The sequence below is a fragment of the Nonomuraea basaltis genome (assembly GCF_005893125.1).
Classification (GTDB): domain Bacteria; phylum Actinomycetota; class Actinomycetes; order Streptosporangiales; family Streptosporangiaceae; genus Nonomuraea; species Nonomuraea basaltis.
On record NZ_VCJS01000084.1, the window covers coordinates 1 to 22,481 of the forward strand.

Consider the following 22,481-nt stretch of genomic DNA (forward strand, 5'->3'; position numbering starts at 1 on the left):
GCCTCGCGGCGGGTGCGTTCCGGGCGGCGGTCGTAGCGGGCCGTCGTGGCCGGGGACGAGTGGCCGACCAGAGCCTGGGCCGTTGCCAGGTCCACGCCCGCGTCCAGCAGCTCGCCGATGAACGTACGGCGGAAGTCGTGGGCGGTACGGCGGGCCGCGCCCGCCGCCCCCAGCCGCCGCGCCAGGATGTCGGCGATGCCCTGCCCGGTCAGCCCCACCGGGCGCCCGTCGCGCAGCCGCAGCCGCCCCGCCTTGCTGATCGGGCTGAACATCGCCCCCGGGGCGCTCCCGCGGATCGCCAGCCACCGCTCCACCAGCCCGATCGCGTCCGTCGTCAGGTAGACCATGCGCTCCTTGTCCCGCTTGCCGCGCACCCGCAGCGACCGCGCCCCCGAGTCGTAGTCGGCCAGCGCCAGCCCGCCGAGCTCGGCCCGCCGGCAGCCGGTGGAGTAGAGAACCGCGATCAGCGCCGCGTCGCGCACCCCGGCAGGCGAGTCGTCGCAGGCGGACAGCGCCGCGCCGACCACCTCCGGCGGCACGTGGTGCCCGGCGGGCAGGCGGCTCTGCCGTACCGGAGCCAGGTCGGAGGCGCGGGCGAGTTCCTCCGCGCTGGTCTGCCCGAGCCGCCACGCCTCCTTCAGCACCCGCCGCAACGCCACCAGGTGCTTGTTGACGTACGCCGCCGACCAGCCCTGATCGGTGAGCATCGTCCGGATGCGCACCGTGTGCTCGTACCGCAGCAGATGCCACGGCTGTCCTGCGCCCGTGGCCGTCTCGTCGCCGGTGAGCAGGCGCGCCAGCCGGTCGAGGCAGCCGCGCATGGTGCGGCGCGACTCCGGGCTGGTGAGCGAGTCGAGATAGACGTGGTACGGGTCGCGCGCCGGCTCGATCGGCGGCGCCCCCAGATCTGGTACGGCAGGCAGGCTCACCTGGACGATCTTAGAAGGGTCCAGTGGGTTCGCCCAGCTTGCCGGTCCAGTCCCTTCGCAAGTGGCCTGAGGATGGAGCCTTCTCCTCGCGAGAGGGTCATCCACAGACGTGGCGGATGCGCTGGACCGTCGACGCATGCTCTGAGACGGCCCGTGGAGCGGGCCAGAACCGGGGGGCAGGCGTTCATCCCAGGCGGGCCACCCCGTCGAGGAGCCGGTCCACGTCGGAGCGGTCGTTGTAGTGGACCAGGCCCGCGCGCACCGCGCCGCCCGAGTCGCGGATGCCGAGCGCGCCCGTCAGCTCCCAGGCGTAGTTGTGGCCGTTCCAGACGTTCACGCCGAGCCGGGCCAGGTGCTCGGCCACCTGGCGCGGGGTGTGCCCGGCCACGTTGAAGTAGGCGGTGGCGGTGCGCCGGGCCGGCTTGCCGTACACGGTGACGTCCGGCAGCGTCTCCAGCCCTTCGATCAGCACCGCGAACAGCTCCAGCTCGTGCTCCTCGGCCGCCGTCATCGAGGCCAGCAGGCGTTCGCGGCGGCTGCCCGTGCCCGGGACCATGGCCGCCAGGTGGTCGACGGCCGCCGTCACGCCCTCCAGGTCGGCGAAGGCCGCCGTGCCCGTCTCGAACCGCTCAGGCACCGTGCCCGGGGACGAGGCCAGCTTGTCCGGCCGGATCGTCTCCAGCAGCGCCGGGTCGGCCACCACCGCGCCGATGTGCGGGCCCGACCACTTGTACGCGCTGGTGGCGTAGAAATCCGCGCCCAGCGCGCGCATGTCCACCGGGCCGTGCGGGGTGGCGTGCACGCCGTCCACGTACATCAGCGCGCCCGCCCGGTGCGCCAGCTCGGCGATCGCGGGCACGTCGGGGCGGGTGCCGAGCACGTTGCTGGCCGCCGACACCGCCACCACCCTGGTGCGCTCGCCGATCAGGTCCGCGTACTGCTCGACCGGCAGCTCCCCGGTCACCGGGTCCACCTCGGCCCAGCGGACGGTCGCGCCGGTCTGTGTCCAGGGGCGGACGTTCGCGTCGTGGTCGAGCCTGGAGACCACCACCTCGTCGCCGGGACCGGCGATCGCCCTGGCCAGGCGGTAGGTCAGGGTGGTCATGTTCGGGCCGAGGATCACCCCGCCGGGTTGGCCGCCGACCAGGTCGGCCACGGCGGCGCGGCAGGCCGCCACGATCGCGTCGGAGCGGTGGCTGGCGGGGAAGGCGCCGCCCACGTTGCCGATCCCGCTCCGGTAGGCGTCGGAAATGGCGTCGATCACCGATCGAGGGGTCTGGGTGCCGGCCGCGCCGTCCAGATAGGCGTGGCCGTCGGTCAAGGCTGGGTACGAAGCGCGTACCGAATTAATGGGGAAAGGCATGATATGTAGATGCTCACCCTCAGGGACCTCAACCGCGCCACCTTGGCCCGTCAGCACCTTCTCGAACGCCACAAAGGGGACGTGGCCGACGTCGTGCGGCGGCTGGCAGGGCTGCAGGCCCAGGAGCCGCGGCCGCCGTATCTCGGGGTGTGGACGCGGCTGGAGGGCTTCGAGCGGGACGATCTGCACGCGGCGCTGCACGCGCGCACGCTGGTGCGCGCCACCATGTGGCGAGCGACGCTGCACCTGGTGACGGCCGCGGACTTCGCCGCATTCCGTGCTCTGCTCCAGCCCGTGCTGGCCGCCGCCGCGCGGCGCTTCGAGGGGATCGATTTCGACGCCGTCGTGGCCGCCGCCGACCGGTTGCTCGCCGGGCGGCCGTACACCTTCAACGAGCTCCGGCCCCGGCTGCAGGAGGAGTTCCCCGACGCCTACGACCGGGCACTCGGGTACGCGGTCCGCATGCTCACCCCGCTGATCATGGTGCCGGCCGAGGACCGGTGGAGCTTCCCGCGCGAGCCCGCGTTCGGGCTGCCCGGCATGGAGCTCGACCCCGCACCCCGCCCGGAGACGCTCGTCGAGCGGTACCTGGCCGCGTTCGGCCCGGCCACCCCCGCCGACGTGCAGACCTGGTCGGGGCTGGGCGGCCTCAGGCCCGTCATGGCGGCCATGGACCTGGAGCGGCTCGCCGGCCCGGCGGGCAGGGAGCTGTACGACCTGCCGGACGCGCCCCGGCCGGGCGGGGACGTGCCCGCCCCCATACGGTTCCTGCCCGACTTCGACACGCTGATCCTCGGACACGCCGACCGCACCCGCGTGCTGGCCGACGAGCACAAGGGCCTGGTCAGCACCAAGAACCTGCGTATCAAAGCCGTCTACCTGGTGGACGGATTCGCCGCGGGCACCTGGCAGATCAAGCGCTCGGGCAAGAGGGCCAGGCTGCTCGTCAGCCCCTTCGCCTCGACCCCGCTCGGCCTGCTGGAGGAGGAGGGACTGCGGCTGCTGGCGTTCGCCGAGCCCGACGCCGCGTCGTTCTCACTTGAAGTGGCGGACGGAGTCTGATTTGGTTCGGGGCGGAGGTGTCACCACCATGTCGCAGCTCACCGCCTTGGATGCGCAGTTCCTCCATTTCGAGACCGCCACGAACGTCGCCAACATCGCCGGTCTGGCCGTACTCGACGGCGACCTCAACCGCGCCGACCTGCAGGACCTGCTCGAACAGCGGCTCCCGTACGTGCCCGCCTTGCGGCGCAAGCTGGCCCAGGTGCCGTTCGGGCTGGACCACCCGTACTGGGTGCAGGGGGAGGATCTCGACCTCGACTACCACATACGCGAGATCGGCCTGCCTCCGCCCGGCGACGACCGGCAGCTCGCCGAGCAGGTCTCCCGCCTGCACGCCCGCCGCCTCGACCGCGCCCGCCCGCTGTGGGAGATCTACCTGATCCACGGCCTGTCCGGCGGCCGCATGGGCCTCTACACCAAGATCCATCATGCGGCCGTGGACGGGATCGGCGGCGCCGACGTGCTGGCCGCGCTGCTCGACACCAGCCCCCAGCCCGCGCCGCCGCCCCCGCACGCGCCCGAGCGCGACGAGCCGCCGCCCGGGCCGGTGGAGATGGTCGCGCGCGGGCTGACCAGGCTGGCGCTCAACCCCGCCCACGCCGTGCGGTTCGCGGCCAGGGCGGTGCCGCACCTGGACGAGATCCCCGTCGTGTCCCGGATCCCGGGCAGCCGGCTCGTCTCCGGGCTCGCCCGCAAGCTCGCCGGGACCGGGCAGGCGCCGGAGCTGCCGCCGCTGCCCGCGCCCAAGACGCCGTTCAGCGGTCCGGTGTCGCAGCACCGGCGCTTCGCGTTCGTGTCGCTGCCGCTGGAGGAGATCAAGCAGGTGCGCAAGGCGTTCGGGGTCACGGTCAACGACGTGGTCATGGCCGTGTGCGCGGGTGCGCTGCGCCGGTGGCTGGCCGCGCACGGCGGCGTACCGCGGCAGCCGCTGGTGGCGGGGGTGCCGTTCTCGTTGCGGGAGGCCGGTGTGGAGGGCGCCGGCAACCAGGTGACGATCATGACCGCGCCGCTGGCCGTGCACGTCGAGGATCCGGTCGCCCGGCTGCACCAGGTGCGGCACGCCATGCACCGGATCAAGGACAGGTTCTCGCTGGCGCCCGCGCGGTGGCTGCGCGAGTTCAGCGAGTCGATGCCGGCCGCGCTCATGGGGCTGGCGTCGAGGTCGGCGTTCGGGCTGGTGGGGGAGACCGTGCCGCCGATCAATTTGATCGTCTCGAACGTGCCCGGCCCGCAGTTCCCCCTGTACGTGTGCGGCAGGCGGCTGCTGACGCACTACCCGGTCTCCGTGATCACTGACGTGAGCGGCGGGGTGAACATCACCGCCTTCTCCTACGACGGCTCGCTCGACATCGGCGTCGTCACCGACCGGCGGATGGTCCCGGACGCGTGGGAGCTGGCCCGGCACCTGCGCGACGCCCTGGAGGAACTCCGCAACGCCGAGGCGACCCTGCCGCAGTAGTGGAGCGCTTAACGCGGAACCTTCCTTGCCGCATTGGTTTCTACGCTAGGCGCATGATCCTGAACCGCCGGGTGCTCAACCGCACCACGCTCGATCGCCAGCTCCTGCTGAGCCGCTCCGCCATGTCGCCCGCCGAGGCGATCGAGCGGCTGGTCGCAGTGCAGGGGCAGGAGATCGACGCGCCGTACATCGGGCTGTGGTCCCGCCTGGCCGCCTTCACCCAGGACGACCTGGCCGCCCTGCTGTACGGCAGGCAGGTGGTACGCGGATCCCTGCTGCGCGGGACCCAGCACCTGACGCTGGCCGGCAACTACGTGTGGATCCGGCCGCTGGTGCAGGTGATCCTCTCCAGGACCAGGCAGGCGGCGTTCGGCCGGATGATGCGCGACGTGGACCTGGACGAGTTCGCCGCACTGGCGCGCGAGCACCTGGCGGGGCGCACGCTCACCCGCCCCCAGCTGCGCGACCTGCTGCGGCGGCGCTGGCCCGAGGCCGATCCGACGGCGCTGGGCTTCTCGGCGCAGGCGCTGGTGCCGATCGTGCACACGCCGCCGAACGGGATCTGGGGCAAGGGCGGGGCCACGCCGTTCACGCTGGCCGAGGAGTGGCTGGGAGGGCCGCTGGACGGCTCGACCCCGATGGAACGGCTGGTGGAGCGGCTGGTGGTGCGGTATCTGGCCGCGTTCGGGCCGGCGAGCGTGATGGACGTGCAGATGTGGTCGGGGCTGACGCGGCTGCGCCCGATCATGGAGGCCATGCCATTTTTACGGAATTATCAGGACATCGAGGGGCGTGTCCTCTATGACCTGCCGGACGCGCCGCTCGTCGCGGAGGACGTGCCCGCTCCCGTACGGTTCCTGCCCTGGTTCGACAACCTCATCGTCGCGTACGCCGACCGCGGCCGGCTGATGACCGCCGAGCAGCGCAAGGCGGTGTGCGTGGGCGCCGTCATCTACCCCACCTTCCTGGTCGACGGAACTGTCGGTGGCATGTGGGACCTTAAGGACGGCGTGCTGACGATCGAGCCCTTCCACCCGCTGCCCGACGGTGTGATGGAGGAGCTGGCCGCCGAGGCCACGCGCCTGATGGCCTTCGCCCGCGTCGAGGAAGGGAGCATCACCTGGCTACCGCCCAGGCACCCGGAAGAGCCCGCCCCCGGGGGTGTCGAACAGCTCGGATAGGGGCACCCTGCGAGGGGCGGATTCGCGAGCGCGATCTGCCCAAGGTAGCTGGACGCGTACGGAGGGTAGAATCAGTGGGTGTTGTTCCGGCCAGAGCCCGCCCACGGGCTGTCGCGTGCCTCTTAGGGGCCCGGGCCGCCGCGTGCGTCCTCGGGACCCGCACACTCACGCGTCAGGCCTGTGGGTCGCGCGGGGCGAATTCGCCGATGGCGGGCTCGAGCAGGTCGAAGACCTGCCGTGCGGTCTCGGCGAGGGCGGCGGCGATCTCGTCCTCGCCCTCACCGGCCAAGGTACGGCTCTGCAGCTCACGGAAGAGCAGCCGGTCCGCCGCCGCGACCTGCGCCGCCACGGCCCGGGCGATGATCCGGGGCCGGCCGGAGCCGGCCGTTTCCGCGGCGAGCCGGTCGGCGAGGGCCTCTTCGCGCTGCTCATGGAGGTCCCGCAGGCGGGCGACCAGGGTCGGGCTGTCGGCGATCATCCTGGCGAATTCCCGTCCCGTGAAGCCGGCGACCGGATCGCGCCGCTCCAAAGCCGCCAGATACGTCCGCCGCACCGCCGCCAGCGCCGGCTCGCCGGGCGCGCGCTCCGCGACCGCCTCGGCCAGGCCCGTCACGAAGGCCTCGTGATGGTCGAGGGCCAGGTCCTCCTTGCGGGGGAAATAGTTGGTCACGGTCATCTTCGCCACTCGTGCCGCGGCGGCGATGTCGGCGATCGTCGTCCGGTCGAAGCCACGTTCCAGGAACAGTTGGGTAGCGTGGTCGGAGATGGCCTGCCGGGTCTCTCGCTTTTTCTGTTCCCTCAAGCCCAAGGTGTCGATGCCCATAGCGACAGTCTTCCACAAATTTTTAGGTTGGACCTGATTTTAGGTTGACTCTGTTTGGGGTCTGACCTAAGCTTAGGTGCGACCTAATTTTCCGTGCGTCCATCCAACGCGAGCGAGGAGTGAGTTTTGTCCGAAGCAGCAGAGGTTCTCGAACTGGACGACACCGTCGCCGACGGCGGCACGGCCGTCGGCGCCGACTCGGTCAAGGCGTACCTGAAGGAAATCGGCCGCGTGCCGCTGCTCACCGCCGAGCAGGAGATCGACCTCGCCAAGCGCATCGAGGCCGGCCTGTTCGCCACCGAGCGGCTCGAGACGGAGCCGGGGCTGTCCGCCGAGCTACGGGCCGACCTGGAGTGGATCGCCGACGACGGCCTGCGCGCCAAGCGCCGCATGCTCGAGGCCAACCTGCGGCTGGTCGTCTCCATCGCCAAGCGCTACACCGGTCGCGGCATGCTCTTCCTGGACCTGATCCAGGAGGGCAACATGGGCCTGATCCGGACGATCGAGAAGTTCGACTACCGGCTCGGCTTCAAGTTCTCCACCTACGCGACCTGGTGGATCAAGCAGGCCATCACCAGGGCCATGGCCGACCAGGCCCGCACGATCCGCATCCCCGTCCACATGGTGGAGCTGATCAACAAGGTGGCGCGGATGCAGCGCCGCCTGCAGAGCGACCTGGGCCGCGAGCCCACCCCCGAGGAGATCGCCGCCGAGACCGAGCTCGAGGTGGGCCGGGTCATCGAGGTCCAGGGCTACGGCCGCGAGCCGATCTCCCTGAGCACGCCGCTGGGTGAGGAGGGCGACAGCGAGTTCGGCGACCTCATCGAGGACACCGAGGCGGTCTCCCCGGCGGAGGCGGTCTCGTTCACTTTGCTCCAGCAGCAGCTGCACAGCCTGCTCGACCAGCTCTCGGAGCGGGAGGCGGGCGTGATCAGCATGCGCTACGGCCTGGCCGACGGCAAGCCGAGGACGCTGGACGAGATCGGCCGCGTCTACGGCGTCACGCGGGAGCGGATCAGGCAGATCGAGGCCAAGACGATGTCCAAGCTCCGCCACCCGTCCCGCTCGCTGGCGCTGCGCGACTATCTGAGCTGATCGCACCGATCATGAGGCTTCCAGGGGGGAAGCATGGAATGCCCGGGGTGCCGCTCACGTGATCTTGTGGGGTGACGGCACCTTTCTGGGGTGACAATGCGCCGACCGCAAAAGGCTGCGCAAACGAAAACTCAAGTCTGTCGCATTGGGCCTTTGACGGGCATGGCGGCTGTCCTAGATTCCCCATCGTGAAACGCTCCCGTTCCAGCCTCGTCCACCAGGTGACCTACGCGATCAAGAATCCGTGGAAGATCGCCCCCCATTTGCGGCGGCTGGCCCGTGACACGTGGTTCCGGCTGCGCACCCGCGACCACGTCGCCTACTACCGGGCCGTCATGAAGTCCGACACCGCGCGCGACCCCGAGGGCGCGGTCGGGTCGCACACGCACAGGCGGTGGCTGGCGCTGGGCCGCATGCAGTTCGACTACCTGGTCGAGCACGGGCTCAAGCCGGAATGCCGGATGCTGGAAATCGGCTGCGGCAATCTGCGCGCCGGGCATTTGTTCATCGACTACCTGCACACCGGCAACTACTACGGCATCGACATCTCGCCCGACATCCTTATGGCGGCGCAGGAAACGATCATCCAGCACGGGCTGCGCGACAAACTGCCGTATCTGACCCCCGTACGCGATCTGCGTTTCGCGTTCCTGCCCGATCAGCATTTCGACGTCGTCCACGCGCACAGCGTCTTCTCGCATTCGCCGCTGGAGGTCATCGAGGAGTGCTTCGCCCACGTGGGCCGGGTCATGAAGCCGAACGCCTGGTTCGACTTCACCTTCGACCGGACCGAGGGCAGGGAACACCAGGTGCTGCGGGAGGACTTCTACTACCGCACCGAGACGCTGGTGGCGCTGGCCGGGAGGTACGGGTTCACGGCGACGTTCATGGAGGACTGGGAACGGCTGCCGCACAAGCAGTCGAAGATCCGCCTCACCAAGAACCCCCTCAGCTAGCGGCGCCTGCCCAGCAGGGAGCGCTGCTGCTCGAGGAACCGCTCGCCGGCGGCCTGCCCTGACCATACGCCGCCGGGCGAATATCGGACTGCGTACGACGGGGGCATGCCTTTAGGGTTGGGGCGTGAGAGACGTACGGTCACTGCCCAAGGCCCACCTGCACGTTCACCTGGAGAGCACCGTACGGCCGGAGACCGTGCGCGACCTTGGCGGATCGCGCGCACCGGAGGGCGTGTTCGCGACCTTCAGGGACTTCGCCGAGCAGCGGGCGCGGGTGCGCGAGCTGCTGCGCACGGCCGACCACTTCAGGCGGATCGCGGTGGAGTTCTGCGCGGACGAGGCCGCACAGGGCACCCGCTATGCGGAGGTGACCTTCACCGCCGCATCGCACGGCGAGCGGCTGGGGGAGCCGGAGATGCCGCTGGAGGCGGCGCTCGAAGGGCTGGCCGAGGGCCGGGCCAGGTACGGGATCGAGTGCCGGGTGCTGCTCGACCACTCCAGGCGGCGGCCGGTGGAGCGGCTGTGGCGGACGTTCAAGCTGGCCACCCGCCATGAGCAGGTGATCGGGATGGGGCTCGCCGGCGACGAGAGCCATCCCCTGGCCCCGTTCGCGGAGGTGTGCGACGCCGCCAGAGATGCGGGGCTGCACCTGGCGCACCACGCGGGGGAGGCGGCCGGGGCGGACAGCATCCGCGAGGCGCTCGACCTGGGGCACGCCGAGCGGCTCGGCCACGGCATCCGGGTGCTCGACGACGATGCGCTGGTGGCGGAGGTGCGCGAGCGCGGGATCCCGCTGGAGGTCTGCCCCACCTCGAACGTCCTGCTCGGGCTCGTCCCCTCGCTCGCCGATCACCCGCTGCCGCGGCTGCGGGCGGCGGGGCTGGCGGTCACGATCAACACGGACGGGGAGACGGCGCTGGCGGACGAGTACACCCGGCTGCGCGACGTCTTCGGGTACGGGGACGACGACCTGGCCGAGCTGGCCCGGGCCTCGATCGACGCCTCCTTCGCCCCGGAGGATCTCAAGGTCCGGCTCCGAGGGGACGTGGACGCCTGGCTCCGGTCGCCGTGACCTCCTTGCCTCCGGACGGGGCTGTTCGGAGTTCGTCCTGCCGGCAGGCGGACGTGGATTGGGTTGATAAACCGGGATAAATGCGTTGACCGGCTCTCGGTCGGGGCCTCGTCTAAGGGCCGCTCACCCTGCCGTTGCGCGGCCGTACGCGGTAGAGCGCGAGCCCGGCGTCCACCACGTCGGACCGTTCGAGATCGGCGACCCGGTCGAGGTCCACCCACGCGGCCTGGTCGGTGGAGCCGCCGACCTCGTGTCTCAGCGTGCCGCCGAGAATCCGGCCCTCGTAGACGATGCGCAGCCCGTGGAAGTCGGCCTCGCGCCCCGGGCCGCGAGGGTGGCGCCGGCGCACGGTGTCCATGCCGAGCAGGGTCTCGACGGCGATCCGGTAGCCGGTCTCCTCCTCGACCTCGCGGATCGCGGCGTCGACGGGATCCTCGGCGTGGTCGAGGCCGCCGCCCGGCAGCGTCCACTGCCATTCGTCGGCGCCGACCCAGCGGGCGAGCAGGATCTTCCCGTCGTCGATGCAGATGGCGTACGCGGAAACGCGCAATTCCTTGTTGATCATCACATTCGCCAGGTCTATCACGACAGGTGACCATGGCCGAAATCCGCCGGTCTCCCCGCCCGGCGCGTGCCTGGACTGCCCCGGTATGACCTCTGAGCAGAGCCGTGGGCCGGTCGGCTTCGGCGACGTCGGTCATCCCTGACGCCGCCGAACACCATCCGGTCTATGCGCGAGCCAGCCGGATCACCGCCGCCCCGAGCGGCTCCAGCTCGGCCATCCCCGACACCGCCTGCCCGGTGAGCAGGTCCGTCCCCTCCCCGCCCAGGGGGACGGACGCGCTCAGCTCGGCGCTGTGGTTGAGCAGGAACACGTACTCGTGCGTCCCGTCCCCCCGCACAGCGCATTCCACGTGGGCGGGAGCGCCGTCGAAGCGTGTGGACACGCCCGCCGCCTCCACCGTCTCCGCCACGAGGGCGTCGAAGGCGGCCCGCTCCAGCAGCGTCGCGACGTAGACCACCCGGCCGGCGCCGTACCGGTTCTCGACCACGGCGGCCCGCCCTGCCAGCAGCCCGTCGCCGTACGTCGCCAGCGCCGTGCCACCCTCCAGGTGCAGGTCCTCGCGCCACCAGGCCGACGTGGTCCGCCGCCCGTCGGCGAACTCGATCGCGAACTCCTCATGCGGCCGCGCCGGCCAGTACTCGTCGATCTTGGCGCCGATGAGCTGCCGGAACGCGCCCGGGTACCCGTCGGGCCGCACCCGGTTGCTGCCGTCGACCACGCCCGAGAAGAACGACATGAGCACCGTGCCGCCGTTCCGCGCGAACTCGGTGATCCGCCGCACGCCGTCGTCGTCGATCAGGTACGCGTTCGGCACCACCAGCACCTTGTACGACTCCATCGCCGACCCGGCCGACACCACGTCCACCGGGTAGTGCCGCTCCCACAGCGGCGTGTAGTGCCGCATGACCGTGTCCGGATAGCTGAAGTCGTTACGCGGCAGGCCGAACGTCTCCTCCAGCCCCCACCAGGCGTCCCAGTCGAACATGATCGCGATCTCCGACCGCGACGTGGTGCCCGCCACGGGCGCCAGCAGCTTCAGCTCCCGGCCGAGATCGGTGATCTCCCTGAACGTCCGCGAGTCCGGCCCCGAGTGCGGCAGCATCGCCGAGTGGAAGCGCTCCTGCCCGCCCTGGCTGGCCCGCCACTGGAAGAACATCACCGAGTCGGCCGCCCGGGACACCGCCTGCAGTGAGCCGAGCCGCATCCGCCCCGGCTCCTTGACGATGTTGAGCTGCCACTGGCTGACCGCGCTGGCCGCCTGCTCCATCAGCATCCACGGCCGGCCGCCCTTGAGCGAGCGGAACAGGTCGTAGTTGAACGCCGCTGACACGTGCGAGTCGGCGTCGGCCGGGTTCGGGTAGATGTCGAGCGCGACCGCATCCTCCTCCGGCGCCCACTTCCAGTAGTCGGCGTGCCGGAAGAAGCGCATGAAGTTGGTCATGACCGGAATGTCGTCGCGGAAGGAGCGGACGATGTCGCGCTCGGCGACGTAGCACTCCAGCAAGGCGTCGGAGCTGAAGCGCTTGAAGTCGAGCCTGCGGGACGGGTTCATCCAGTTGCGCGGGATGTTCGGCACCTCGATCTGGTCCCAGTCCGTGTAGATCTGGCCCCAGAAACGGGTCGTCCACGCCTCGTTCAGCGTGCCGAGGTCGCCGTACTTGCGGCGCAGCCAGCGCCGGAAATTGACCGACGAGGCCTCGTTGTACGCCGTCGGCCCGTACTCGTTGCTGATGTGCCACATCGCCAGCGCCGGATGGAACGAATAACGCTCCGCCAGCTTGGTCGTGATGTTCGCCGCGTATTCACGGTAGATCGGCGACGACGGATCGTAGTGCAGCCGGTTACCGAAACCGAAGGGCTGCCCATCGGCCATGATGGGGAACACCTCGGGATGCAGCTGCGTGAGCCAGACGGGTGGTGCCGCCGTGGGCGTGGCCAGGTTCACGCTGATGCCGCTCTCGTGGAGGAGGTCCATGATCTCGTCCAGCCAGCCGAACTCGTACTTGCCCGGATCAGGCTCCAGCGACGCCCACGCGAAGACGCCCAGCGAGACGGCGTTGACGCCGGCCTCGCGCATGAGGCGGACGTCCTCCCGCCAGACGGCGGGATCCCACTGCTCGGGGTTGTAGTCGCCGCCGAAGGCGAAGCCGCCCACGCGGCTCCTGAACGCGTCCATACGGGTCATGTCAAATGCTCCTGTGTTAGTTCCACCGGCACGGCGGTCAGCCGCCGCTCGGAGCCGGTGATCTCACTGCCCGCCACGCCGCCGGCCCGGTCAGGCACCCTCGTTCATCGTTCGCCGCTTTACAGCCCTGACAGAATTCGAGTCAGAAAGTTTCTGGCCAACTTTCCGAAAAATTGCCGTGACATTGCCGATTCGTTACGGTAGGCTGCCGGTCGCAACAATGTCAACCGTCCTCGGCGAATAGCAGCAAACCGCCAGTTGTGCCAGTTCAGAGGGCTATCTGGCCCCACGATATTTTCCGAAAGTTCTAACTCGCCGGTGTCGGCCGGAAGGCGGCACCGCGCCAGCGGGAGGTCCTGTGCCCCGAGCCACGCTCGCCGACGTCGCGGCGGCCGCCGGAGTGTCGGTGCCGACGGTCTCCAAGGTCCTGAGCGGCAAGAAACACGTCTCCGCCGCCACCAGGGACAAAGTCCTGGAAGCGGTCCGCGCCTTCGGATACGAGGCCCCGCGCCCGCCGAGCACGCCCCGCGCCGGAATCGTCGACCTGCTCATCGACGGGCTCGGCTCGCCGTGGGCGCAGGTCCTCATCAGAGGCGCGGAGAAGGCGGCGGCGCGGTGGGGGTTCTCGCTCGTCGTCACCTCGTCCGCGCGGCCCGACTTCGACCTGCGGCGGTGGATCGGGATCATGCGCAAGCGCGGCACCGACGGGATCGTGCTGGTGCTCTCCCGGGCCAACCTGGACGAGATCGTCGCCATCGAGGAGCTGCTGCACGTCCCCCTGGTGCTGCTCGACCCGGTCGGGCAGCGCGACCCGCGCGTGTCCACGGTCGGGGCCACGAACTGGTCGGGCGGTGTCATGGCCACGACCCACCTGCTGGAACTGGGGCACACGCGGGTCGGCTTCATCGGCGGGCCGCTCGACGTGCAGTGCACGCTCGACCGCTACGAGGGCTACCTGGCCGCGCACCGCACGTTCGGCATCGAACCCGACCCGGAGCTGACCCGCTACGGCGACTTCCTCGTCTCGGGCGGCAAGAGATTCGGGGGCGAGCTGCTCGACCGCGACGACCCGCCCACCGCGGTCTTCGCGGGGTCCGACCTGCAGGCCGCCGGCGTCTACCAGGCGGCGGCCGAGCGCGGCGTCCGCGTCCCCGGCGACCTGTCCGTGGTCGGGTTCGACGACTCGCCCCTGTGCGAGATGCTGTCGCCGCCGCTCACCACCGTGCGCCAGCCGCTCGACGACATGGCGAACGAGGCCGTCCGGCTCATCTCCGAGGAGCTGACCCACCCGAGAGGGGCCGCGGGCACGCGGATAGAGCTCGCCACCACGCTGATCCTCCGCTCCAGCGCCGAACGCCTCCCCAGATGAGCGAGGTGGATCGCGGCGGCGCGTGACGAAAGTGCCCAGGTGGTCCAGGGTTCACGGCCCTCAGCGCCGCGACGTGCCGCTCCCGGCGGACGTCAGCCCGCGCCGAGGCAGAGGAACGACCAGCCCGCGGCCGTGGTGACGGGGTCGTCGGCGGTGGCGCGGCAGGCGTTGCGGAGACCGGCGGGCAGGCTCGCCCCCGCTCGCAGCTCGCGGTGGAGGGCGACCATGAGCGGGACCACCGCGACGTCGTTCACCGGGACGACGCTCGCCACGATGCCGGTCGTGCCGAGCTGCATGAGCGAGACCGCCAGCCCCAGCAGCTCGTCCGCGCCGGCCGAGTAGGTCCGGCCCGAGTCGCAGCTGGACAGGACGACCTGCTGGGGCGCCTGGCGGAGGCGTTCGAGGTCGTAGACGGTCAGCGGGCCGTCGTCGACCCGCAGCGAGGAGAACAGCGGGCTGTCGGTACGGAACACGCCGTGCGCCGCGACGTGCACCAGCCGCGCCCCGTCCATCGCCTCCAGGACGCGGGCGACGGTGGCGGTGCCGTCACCGAGCACGATCGGCCGCTCACCGCGGCCGAAGCGCCCGGAGCCGGCGGAGTCCTGGAACTCGCGGGCGATGCGCGGCACCTCGGCGCCCTCCGACGGCAGACCCGGGCCGCGGACCAGCGCCACGCCCGCGCTCTTGGCCTCGGACCGGCGCGCCCGCAGCCAGGACGCGGCCGACGGCGCCACGCTCACCACCCGGTCGCGCAGGCTGGGGAGCAGCGCCCAGGGCACGGCCTGCAGCCGGCCGGGCGGGACGATGACGATCTCCCGGTCGCCGAGAAACCGCGCGGCGTCGCCGAGCAGCAGGCGTTCGAGCGCCCGGCCGGCGCCGTCCAGCTGGGCGAGCAGCTGCTCGGGCGTCAGCGTCGAGCGCCCGTGCGCCAGCCGGGACAGCCCGAACCTGATCAGATCGACCTGCCGGGCGACCTGCTCCGTACGGCCCGCCGCGCACCTCCTGACCCGGCCGGCGCCGCAGCACACCAGGACGTGCAGCTCCCCGTCGACGTCCACGAGCTCCAGGAGCCGCCCATCGCCCAGCTCCTCGCGCACGCCGGACAAGTCGAACGAGAACGGCACGGTACGGTCGCCGCCCTGGGCCCGCAGCGCCCTGGCCCGGGCCGCCCGCTCCAGGCGCAACTGCTCGTGCCGCAACGCGGCGATCGGCAGCCCGCGAGCCTGGGCCTCGGCCAGCCGGCTGGTGACCACCCGCATCGCGGCGAGATCGGCCTGCAACTCCTCGTCGTCGGGCGGCCGTACCGGCGGAACGGCGAGCGCGCCGGCCCGCCACCGCTCGCTCCACGACAGCAGCAGCCGCGGCTGGTTCAGCCGCAGCGCGTGCCGCTGCGCCAGCCTGGCCAGCTCGGCGCCGTGCGCGGTGGCCTGCGCCCGCAGCTCGGACGAGCCGAGCGTGGCGCGGTGCTCGTTGATCACCTCCAGGCCGCGCCGGCACGCGTGCATGAGCCGGCGGTGGTCGCCGACCGCCTCCGCGCGCAGCGCCTCGGCCAGCCAGCCCGCGGTACGGGAGAGCGCCGGGCCCCGGCGCCGCGCCCTGGCCGCGATGGACAGGTGCTCCTCCGCCACCGCGGTCCGGCCCAGCGCGAGCGCGACCTGCCCGGCCACCAGGCGGCTCAGCGGCAGGCGGGGCGAGGACAGCGCGGCCAGCTCGCGCGCGCACCTGGCGGCGTCTCTCAGCAGCGCACCGGACGGCGGCCCGGCGGCGAACTGGGCGCGTATCTTGACCAGCCGGGCATGCGCCCGCCACCAGGGCCGGCGTTGCCGGTCGAAGAGCCGGGCGGCGGTCCCGGCCCGGTCCAGCGCGGCCGCCGGCCGACCGGCCGCCAGCGCGCCCTCGGCCGCCGTCAGCAGCAGCTCGGCCCGCTTCAGCGGCGAGCCGCGGACCCGTTCCAGCCGGGCGATCTCGGCGTCGGCCTCGTCCAGCGCTTCCTCGGCCAGCCCGGCCGCCAGCAGCGCCGCGCAGCGGTGGATGCTCAGGGTGGGGTCCGACGCGCCGAGCCGGGCGAAGCGCTCGGCGGCGGTGTCGAAGCAGGACAGGGCGACCGGCAGATCGCCGATCCGCAGCGCCAGCACGCCGCGGTGCATGGTGGCGTCCACCGACTCCAGCTCCTGCCCGGTACGGGCGAACAGCTCCTCGGCGCGGCCCAGGTCGGTGACCGCCGGCCGCACGGAGCCGAGCGCGAGGCTGCAGAACGCCCGCTCGGTGAGCGCCCTGGCCTCCCAGAGCAGGTCGCCCTCCAGGCGGAGCACGGCGATCGCGCTGTTCAGATCGGCGAGCGCCGCGCGGTGCCGGCCGAGGGCGAGCAGGACACCGCCGCGCCGCAGCAGGATCCGGCCGCGTAGCAGGCCGGTCGAGCGCTGCGCCGCCGCGTTCAGCGCGTTGCGGCCCGAGGTCGTCCGGCCGGCGAAGACCAGCGCCACGCCGAGGGTGGCCAGCACGTCGTCCTCCCGCTCGGTCGACTCTGAGGCGCGCGCGAGCCGCCGGGCCGCCCGCAGCTCCCGCACCGCGGCGTCGATGTCGCCGAACTCGCGCAGCACGATGCCGATCGCCTGCCGCGCGAGCGACGCGTCGAAGGGCGGAAGGCCTCCGGCCAGCAGGCACCGCGCCCGGTCCAGCGCCTCGTAGGGGCGCGACAGCGCGAGGGGCAGCAGCTCCGTCGTTCCGGTCTCCGCCGGGTCGGCAGACATATCCAAGACTTTTGACGACCCCCGTACCGCGCGCAAGGCCTGAGTCGATGAAGAGGGTGGCACAGAAGCCGTCAGAAGGGTCGGGCCATGGACGCCGCGTTCGAATCGCAGTACCGCCTCATGCAAAGGTCGTTCGCCAGCAAGGGCATCGAGATCAACGTCGCCTTCGCCCCCGGAGGCGACGTCGACTACCTCTACCGGACCGGCCGCCTGCTCACGCGGGTCCGCGACGACAACCTGGAGCGACTATCCAGGCTGCTCCCCGGCGTCGTACGCGTGGACGAACCGGGCTGGGGCGACCTGGCCGTGCTGTCCATCGAGGGCGTCGAGCGGGGCTCGCTCACCGTCCCCGAGGCGCTCAACGTGCTCGACGAGCGGCTCGGAGACGACAACCCGGTGCGGCGCGGCCGCGCCCCGCTGGCCACCCCCGACCACGTGGTGCACATCACCCGGCTCTGCCCGGCGACCGAGCCCGAGCTGCCCAGTGGGAACCCGGCCGGTCCGTGGCCCGCCCAGCGCCCGCCGACGGCGAACCCGGCACCGGTCATGATCGGGGTGGCCGACACCGGCCTGCTGGACGGCCCGCTGCCCGCCTGGCTGAACGGAGTCACCGGTGACCCGGACGCGCTCGGCCCGATCCTGTCCGGCGGCCTGCCCCGCATCCCGCCGTTCAAGGGGCACGGCACGTTCATCGCGGGCGTCGCGCGGTGCATGGCCCCGCAGGCCGGCGTGTACGTGGCCGACCACTTCACCATGTCCGGCGGCGAGCTCGAAAGCGCGATCGTCGCCCGGCTCGACGACCTGATCCAGCAACACAACCCCGCCGTCGTCAACCTGTCCGCGGGCACGTACACGCGCAACAACTGGACCTCGCTCGGCTTCGAGGCCTTCCACGAGGCGCATCCCGGGCTCGTGCTGGTCGCCGCGGCCGGAAACGACGCCACCGACCGCGAGTTCTACCCGGCGGCGTACCCGTGGACGTTGTCCGTCGGCGCGCTCGGGCCGGACCAGCTGCACCGCGCCTGGTTCAGCAACTACGGATCCTGGGTGGACGTGTACGCGCTGGGCGAGGGCATGGTCAACGCCTACGCCACCGGCGAGTACACCTACCAGGAGCCGCCCAAGGCCCCCGCCGTGCAGGTCTTCGGCGGCATGAGCAGGTGGGACGGGACCTCGTTCGCCGCGCCGCTGGTGGCGGGCATGATCGCGGCCCACATCGCGCGGACTGGGGTGCCGGCGGAGGACGCCAAGAGCGCCGTGCTCGGGCAGGCCGTCATGCTGCCGGGCGTCGGTCCGGCGCTCCCCGTCTAGCCGCGACCGCCACCATCGGCGAATCCGCTGCATCAACGACAAGGTCACCTGCTCCGGCAGAGGTAAGCGACACCGACGAGCGAAGGTGGCATCCGATGGCCGGCGGCAATGGGGTCGATCCCCGTTCAGCATCCGGAACCCTCCGGGCCCCATCGCCGTCTCCCACGGACTCGTCGCGGCCGGCCCGCTTCCCTCACAGGCGCGATCCGTACGAGGATGAGAGGGCGCGGGCCGGGCGCCCCGATGAGCCACCGAAGCCGACGGAACAGGATGAGTGACATGGCCACGTCACCGTGGGCCGACGACGAACGGCTGCTGGCCGCGCTCAAAGACGCCGGCCAAGCGGCGGCAGCGGTGCCGCGCGAGCTCGTCGAGGCCGGCAAGGCCGTCTTCACCTGGCGCGATCCCGACGCCGAGCTCGCCGCCCTGGTCTACGACTCGGCGCTCGACGGCGGTCTCGCGTCCGCCACCAGAGGAGGGCCGCGCATCCTGATCTTCAATGTGGCCGACGACCACACGATCGAGGTCGAGCTCGGCCCCGACATCCTGGTCGGGCAGCTCCTGCCACCGCGTCCCGGCACGGTGGAGCGCCAGCTGGCCGGCGGCGAGACGATCTCCGCGCCGATCGACGACGGTGGCGGCTTCGCCCTCAGACCCGCTCCGGCGGGCACCTTCCGCCTGCGCTGCGTCTGCGACGACCTGGTCCTGACCACGGCCTGGGTGACGCCCGATCCCGCCTGAACTCACGCCTGCTCCGGGTCGGCGAACCCGCTCAGGGATGGGTGGCGGCGTAACCTGGCCAGGCACCGGGCGCGCTGCGGGCCGATCCCCCCGATCGGCATCCCCAGCTTCTCGCTGATCTGCGCATACGACAGCGGGGTCTCGCGGAGGAAGAGGCCGAGCAGCGTCCTGCAGTGCTCGGGCAGCTCGGCCAGCGCCCTGCGGAGCGCCAGCCGCCGCTCGGCCCGCTCCACCTCCTCGTGCACGACGGCGGACTCGTCCTTCAGCTCGACGTCCAGCACCTGCTCGACGTCCTGCCGGCGGCGGGCCGACCGGTAGACGCGCAGGCATTCGCGCTGGGCGGTCATCGCGATCCAGCCCGGCAGCGCGGCGGGCTCGCGCAGCCCTGCCAGGTGCTCGACCAGGCGCAGCCACACGGTCTGCGCCACGTCGAGCGCGTCGGAGCGGTCCAGCCGGTAACGCAGGCAGATCGACCACAACAGCGGCGAGTAGCGCTCGACGATCTCGTCCCACGCGTCCTGCTCGCCCTTGCGGGCCTTGACGACCAGTCCCACGACCTGCGGATCATCTCGCATGCCGCCTCCCAGGCGCGGTCACGCATCGTGTTGCCCGACATCCGGAAACGCTACGGCACGAGCCCAACGCCTGCCACCTTCCGCGTCTTCGCGGCGGCAGGGCGGCCCGCCTGCCGGGCTTCCTCATGCCGCCCTCCCCGACCACCTCGTCGTTCGACGTGGCCGTCATGATCAAATGAAGGGTGCCGGGGGCGGGCCGGTGCTCGTGGGGAGCCACCCGCCCCCGGCTCCGGGCTTCGGCGACCGAACGCGCCGGCCGCGATCGTGATCTACCTGTCGCACACCGTCCTGTGGAGCGCCGCCGGTATGCTGGGCGCCGCTGGGGAGACCGCGGCGGGATGGCTTGCCGCTGGTGGCGGGCGCGGTACGCGTCCTGCGCAGGGAAGTGGGCGAGCTGAACCTCGCAGGGTAGATCTTTGCCCGGTTCATGGTGATTCGTTTGCTTTTGTCCGATTTAGGTCGTAACGTAGTACCTGTTGCCGGCGAGTGACCCGTGCCTTACCTCCGATTGAAGGACGGGCTCGACCGGAATCGGATCCCCGGGTTCCCGGATTCTGAAGCGCTCCATGTAGTGACCGTGTGGCTTGATGCCCGGCTACGTCCGTAGAGACGAGAGCGCAAATGTTCGTTGTCCCCTAACAAAGGACTTGCCTGACCTATGTCTGCTCGTATGCGCTCCATCGCCCTGCTCGCCGCCTCCACCCTCGGCGCCCTGACCATCGGCTCTGCCGCCGCCTCGGCCGCCTCCGCCGACTCTGGCGCCACCGGCCAGCAGGCCATGCTCAAGGGCTCCACGACCGCGTCCTACTTCTGGGACGACTCCTCCGGCCGCGCCGGTGACACGGGCCTCCCGGCCGCCGGCAAGCCCATGCAGAAGGGCCTGGCCGCCAGCCCGAGCTGGCCGCTGCTGACGGAGGGCTACGTCATGTACAAGGGCAAGAAGCTGCCCTTCTTCGTCGGTGACCGCGGTCCCGGCGACCCCTCCAGCCGCGGTGTCATGCTCGACCTGGACGCCAAGACGTTCGCCGAGCTGACCGGGGGCTCTTTCAACGACGACACCCTGGGCGTCGACGGCGTCGAGGGCGAGGGCCACATCAAGATCGACTACGTCATCACCAAGTGGGGCGACGGCGTCGGCAAGAAGAACTTCCCGGTCGCCTTCTCCACCGGCGCCTGGTCGGAGCGGGACTCCCGTCCGGCCACGCCGGCGAAGGTCAAGACCGTGTCGGTGAAGAACCCGGCCGGCTGACCGGCGCCGTACTGGTCAGGTACGTCGCGCGCGTCCACGAGGAGGGCATCCCCAGCCGGGGGTGCCCTCCTCGCCTGTATCGTTACAAAATCGATCAACGGGACGATCAACAGGAAAGGACGGCCATGACGGACGTTCCCCGGCCGCTCTACCGCGACCCCATGCACGACGGCGCCACCGATCCCACCGTGATCTGGAACCGGGCCGAGCGCGCGTGGTGGCTCGTCTACACCAGCCGGCGGGCGACCGCGCCGGACCGCCAGGACGTCAGCTGGATCCACGGCACCGACCTCGGGGTGGCCTCGTCCGCCGATGGCGGCGTGAGCTGGCTCTACCGAGGGACGATCGAGGGGCTCGACACCGAATGGGGCCGGCACACGTACTGGGCGCCGGAGATCGTCGACGACGGCTCCACGTACCACATGTACGTCAGCGTCATCCGCGGCGTCCCCGGCGCCTGGCGGCCCTACGAGCGCCACATCCGCCACTACACGAGCCCCGACCTCGTCCGCTGGACGTACCGATCCACCCTCGGCCTGTCCTCCTCGTACGTGATCGATGCCTGCGTGGCCGCCCTGCCCGGCGGCGGCTACCGGCTCTGGTACAAGGACGAGGCCGACGACTCCCACACCTGGGCCGCCGACAGCCAAGATCTCTACCACTGGCAGGTCAAGGGGCCGGCGGTGACGATCTCCGTGCACGAGGGGCCGAACGTGTTCGCCCTCGGCGGCCGGCACTGGATGATCGTGGACGAATGGCACGGCCAGCGCGTGCTCAGATCCGACGACCTGGAGACCTGGCAGCCCCTGGGCCTCGTCCTCGACAAGCCGGGCAGCGGCGAGCACGACGGCGGGTACGGCCACCACGCGGACGTCGTGGTGACGGGGGAGGAGGCGCTGGCCTTCTATTTCACCCACCTCGACGCGCCGGGCGGCGGGCGGCGGTCGGCCGTGCACGCCGCCCGCCTGCGGGTCCGCGGGGACGAGCTGACCTGCGATCGTGATGAGAAGCTGACCGGTCCGATTCTGCCCCGTGAAGGCCCGGTAACACATCCTTGACACTCGGTGGTTTGTATCGATACAAATCGGCGAAGGGATGGAAAGCCGACATGGCCCAGTATGCCGGGGCGGCCCGTACGCCCGACGGCGCGATCAGGCCCGAGCGCGCGGCCGGTGAGCCGCCGTCGCCGACGGGCCGGCTCCTGGCCGATCCCTCCCTGGTCGTGGCAGACGGGTGCTACCAGATTCGTCGGCAGTGCTCCGGCGTTCACTGTTCACGCCGGGGGTGAAGCCGACCAGCCCGCGTAGCGGGGCAGGAATAGCCGATTCGCCGCCAGGCGAATCGGCGTCCACCGAGTTCAGGTGGGCCGGTTCTGCTGTTCGATGTACTGGCGTAGGACACTGATCGGAGCGCCGCCCACCGACCCGGCGAAGTAGGAACCCGACCACAGCTTGTTCGCCCGATAGTAGTGGCGGGCGAGTTCGGGGAACTCCCGACGCATCCGCCGTGATGACACTCCTTTGAGGCTGTTGACCAGCTTGGACAGGGCGATCTTGGGTGGGAAGTCGACCAGCAGGTGGACGTGGTTGTTCTCGCCGTTGAACTCGGTCAGCTGGGTTTCGAAGTCGGCGCACACCGATCTCATGATCTCTTCCATGCGGGTCAGGTGGGTGCCGGTGAAGACGCGGTGCCGGAACTTTGTCACGAAAACCAAATGGGCGTGGAGGAGGAAAACACAGTGTCTGCCGGTCCTGATTCCGCTGTATTCGTCCATAGGCCAACTGTAGGATGCGGTC

Annotated in this window: 18 protein-coding genes and 1 pseudogene; 11 read left to right on the forward strand and 8 right to left on the reverse strand. The window is 71.1% G+C overall.

Annotated features, from left to right (window positions below):
• On the reverse strand, window positions 1-929 hold a 929-nt coding region (locus EJK15_RS33355), incomplete at its 3' end, for a tyrosine-type recombinase/integrase (protein ID WP_138714465.1).
• Window positions 930-1,113: 184 nt separating this feature from the next.
• Window positions 1,114-2,292: a cysteine desulfurase-like protein gene (locus EJK15_RS33360; protein WP_138714466.1), complete on the reverse strand. Its 1,179-nt coding sequence runs from the start codon at window positions 2,290-2,292 to the stop codon at window positions 1,114-1,116.
• A gap of 9 nt (window positions 2,293-2,301) precedes the next feature.
• Between EJK15_RS33360 and EJK15_RS33365 the strand changes: the two genes are divergently transcribed.
• The 3 genes from EJK15_RS33365 to EJK15_RS33375 are packed head-to-tail and all read left to right on the forward strand — an operon-like array spanning window position 2,302 to window position 5,994.
• Complete coding sequence (locus EJK15_RS33365; protein WP_138714467.1) at window positions 2,302-3,354, forward strand: winged helix DNA-binding domain-containing protein; 1,053 nt, start codon at window positions 2,302-2,304, stop codon at window positions 3,352-3,354.
• 28 nt (window positions 3,355-3,382) lie between these two features.
• Window positions 3,383-4,813 (forward strand): WS/DGAT/MGAT family O-acyltransferase, encoded by a 1,431-nt coding sequence (locus tag EJK15_RS33370; protein ID WP_138714468.1) that lies wholly within the window; start codon window positions 3,383-3,385, stop codon window positions 4,811-4,813.
• Between the two features lie 53 nt (window positions 4,814-4,866).
• Window positions 4,867-5,994, forward strand: a complete 1,128-nt coding sequence (locus EJK15_RS33375) for a winged helix DNA-binding domain-containing protein (RefSeq protein WP_138714469.1) — start codon at window positions 4,867-4,869, stop codon at window positions 5,992-5,994.
• A 172-nt stretch (window positions 5,995-6,166) separates the two neighbouring features.
• Here EJK15_RS33375 and EJK15_RS33380 read toward each other — a convergent pair whose 3' ends face one another.
• A complete protein-coding gene (locus tag EJK15_RS33380; RefSeq protein ID WP_138714470.1) occupies window positions 6,167-6,817 on the reverse strand; it encodes a TetR/AcrR family transcriptional regulator in 651 nt (216 codons plus the stop codon).
• A 189-nt stretch (window positions 6,818-7,006) separates the two neighbouring features.
• On the opposite strand from EJK15_RS33380, the pseudogene EJK15_RS33385 reads away from it, so the two are divergent.
• The 3 genes and pseudogenes from EJK15_RS33385 to add all read left to right on the forward strand — a co-directional run.
• Window positions 7,007-7,912: pseudogene (locus EJK15_RS33385) on the forward strand (RNA polymerase sigma factor); the annotation flags it as partial.
• Between the two features lie 188 nt (window positions 7,913-8,100).
• Entirely contained in the window at window positions 8,101-8,868 is a 768-nt protein-coding gene (locus EJK15_RS33390) for a class I SAM-dependent methyltransferase (protein WP_420847114.1), read from the forward strand.
• Window positions 8,869-8,992: 124 nt separating this feature from the next.
• Window positions 8,993-9,940: an adenosine deaminase gene (gene add, locus EJK15_RS33395; protein WP_138714472.1), complete on the forward strand. Its 948-nt coding sequence runs from the start codon at window positions 8,993-8,995 to the stop codon at window positions 9,938-9,940.
• A 112-nt stretch (window positions 9,941-10,052) separates the two neighbouring features.
• On the opposite strand, the gene EJK15_RS33400 is transcribed toward add, so the two are convergent.
• A complete protein-coding gene (locus EJK15_RS33400) occupies window positions 10,053-10,526 on the reverse strand; it encodes an NUDIX hydrolase (protein ID WP_206061243.1) in 474 nt (157 codons plus the stop codon).
• Between the two features lie 142 nt (window positions 10,527-10,668).
• Window positions 10,669-12,690: a beta-galactosidase gene (locus tag EJK15_RS33405; RefSeq protein WP_240777379.1), complete on the reverse strand. Its 2,022-nt coding sequence runs from the start codon at window positions 12,688-12,690 to the stop codon at window positions 10,669-10,671.
• Between the two features lie 358 nt (window positions 12,691-13,048).
• Here EJK15_RS33405 and EJK15_RS33410 point away from each other — a divergent pair, with 358 nt between their 5' ends.
• Window positions 13,049-14,059 carry a LacI family DNA-binding transcriptional regulator gene (locus EJK15_RS33410; RefSeq protein WP_138714473.1) on the forward strand — a complete coding sequence of 337 codons (1,011 nt, stop codon included), beginning with the start codon at window positions 13,049-13,051 and terminating at the stop codon, window positions 14,057-14,059.
• A 92-nt stretch (window positions 14,060-14,151) separates the two neighbouring features.
• Here the strand turns inward: EJK15_RS33410 and EJK15_RS33415 are convergent, their stop codons facing one another.
• The gene (locus EJK15_RS33415) at window positions 14,152-16,809 is read right to left on the reverse strand and encodes a CHAT domain-containing protein (protein WP_138714474.1); all 2,658 of its coding nucleotides are present in this window, start codon (window positions 16,807-16,809) and stop codon (window positions 14,152-14,154) included.
• An 87-nt stretch (window positions 16,810-16,896) separates the two neighbouring features.
• Here EJK15_RS33415 and EJK15_RS33420 point away from each other — a divergent pair, with 87 nt between their 5' ends.
• Together EJK15_RS33420 and EJK15_RS33425 are read left to right on the forward strand one after the other, a co-directional pair.
• The gene (locus EJK15_RS33420; RefSeq protein WP_138714475.1) at window positions 16,897-18,120 is read left to right on the forward strand and encodes a S8/S53 family peptidase; all 1,224 of its coding nucleotides are present in this window, start codon (window positions 16,897-16,899) and stop codon (window positions 18,118-18,120) included.
• Window positions 18,121-18,399: 279 nt separating this feature from the next.
• Complete coding sequence (locus EJK15_RS33425) at window positions 18,400-18,861, forward strand: hypothetical protein (RefSeq protein ID WP_138714476.1); 462 nt, start codon at window positions 18,400-18,402, stop codon at window positions 18,859-18,861.
• Between the two features lie 2 nt (window positions 18,862-18,863).
• On the opposite strand, the gene EJK15_RS33430 is transcribed toward EJK15_RS33425, so the two are convergent.
• Window positions 18,864-19,436, reverse strand: a complete 573-nt coding sequence (locus tag EJK15_RS33430; protein ID WP_138714477.1) for an RNA polymerase sigma factor — start codon at window positions 19,434-19,436, stop codon at window positions 18,864-18,866.
• 658 nt (window positions 19,437-20,094) lie between these two features.
• Here EJK15_RS33430 and EJK15_RS33435 point away from each other — a divergent pair.
• Both EJK15_RS33435 and EJK15_RS33440 read left to right on the forward strand, forming a co-directional pair.
• Window positions 20,095-20,685, forward strand: a complete 591-nt coding sequence (locus EJK15_RS33435; RefSeq protein WP_138714478.1) for a hypothetical protein — start codon at window positions 20,095-20,097, stop codon at window positions 20,683-20,685.
• Between the two features lie 125 nt (window positions 20,686-20,810).
• A complete protein-coding gene (locus tag EJK15_RS33440; protein ID WP_138714479.1) occupies window positions 20,811-21,743 on the forward strand; it encodes a glycoside hydrolase family protein in 933 nt (310 codons plus the stop codon).
• 299 nt (window positions 21,744-22,042) lie between these two features.
• On the opposite strand, the gene tnpA is transcribed toward EJK15_RS33440, so the two are convergent.
• Window positions 22,043-22,459, reverse strand: a complete 417-nt coding sequence (gene tnpA, locus EJK15_RS33445; protein WP_138714480.1) for an IS200/IS605 family transposase — start codon at window positions 22,457-22,459, stop codon at window positions 22,043-22,045.
• Window positions 22,460-22,481: the final 22 nt, after the last annotated feature.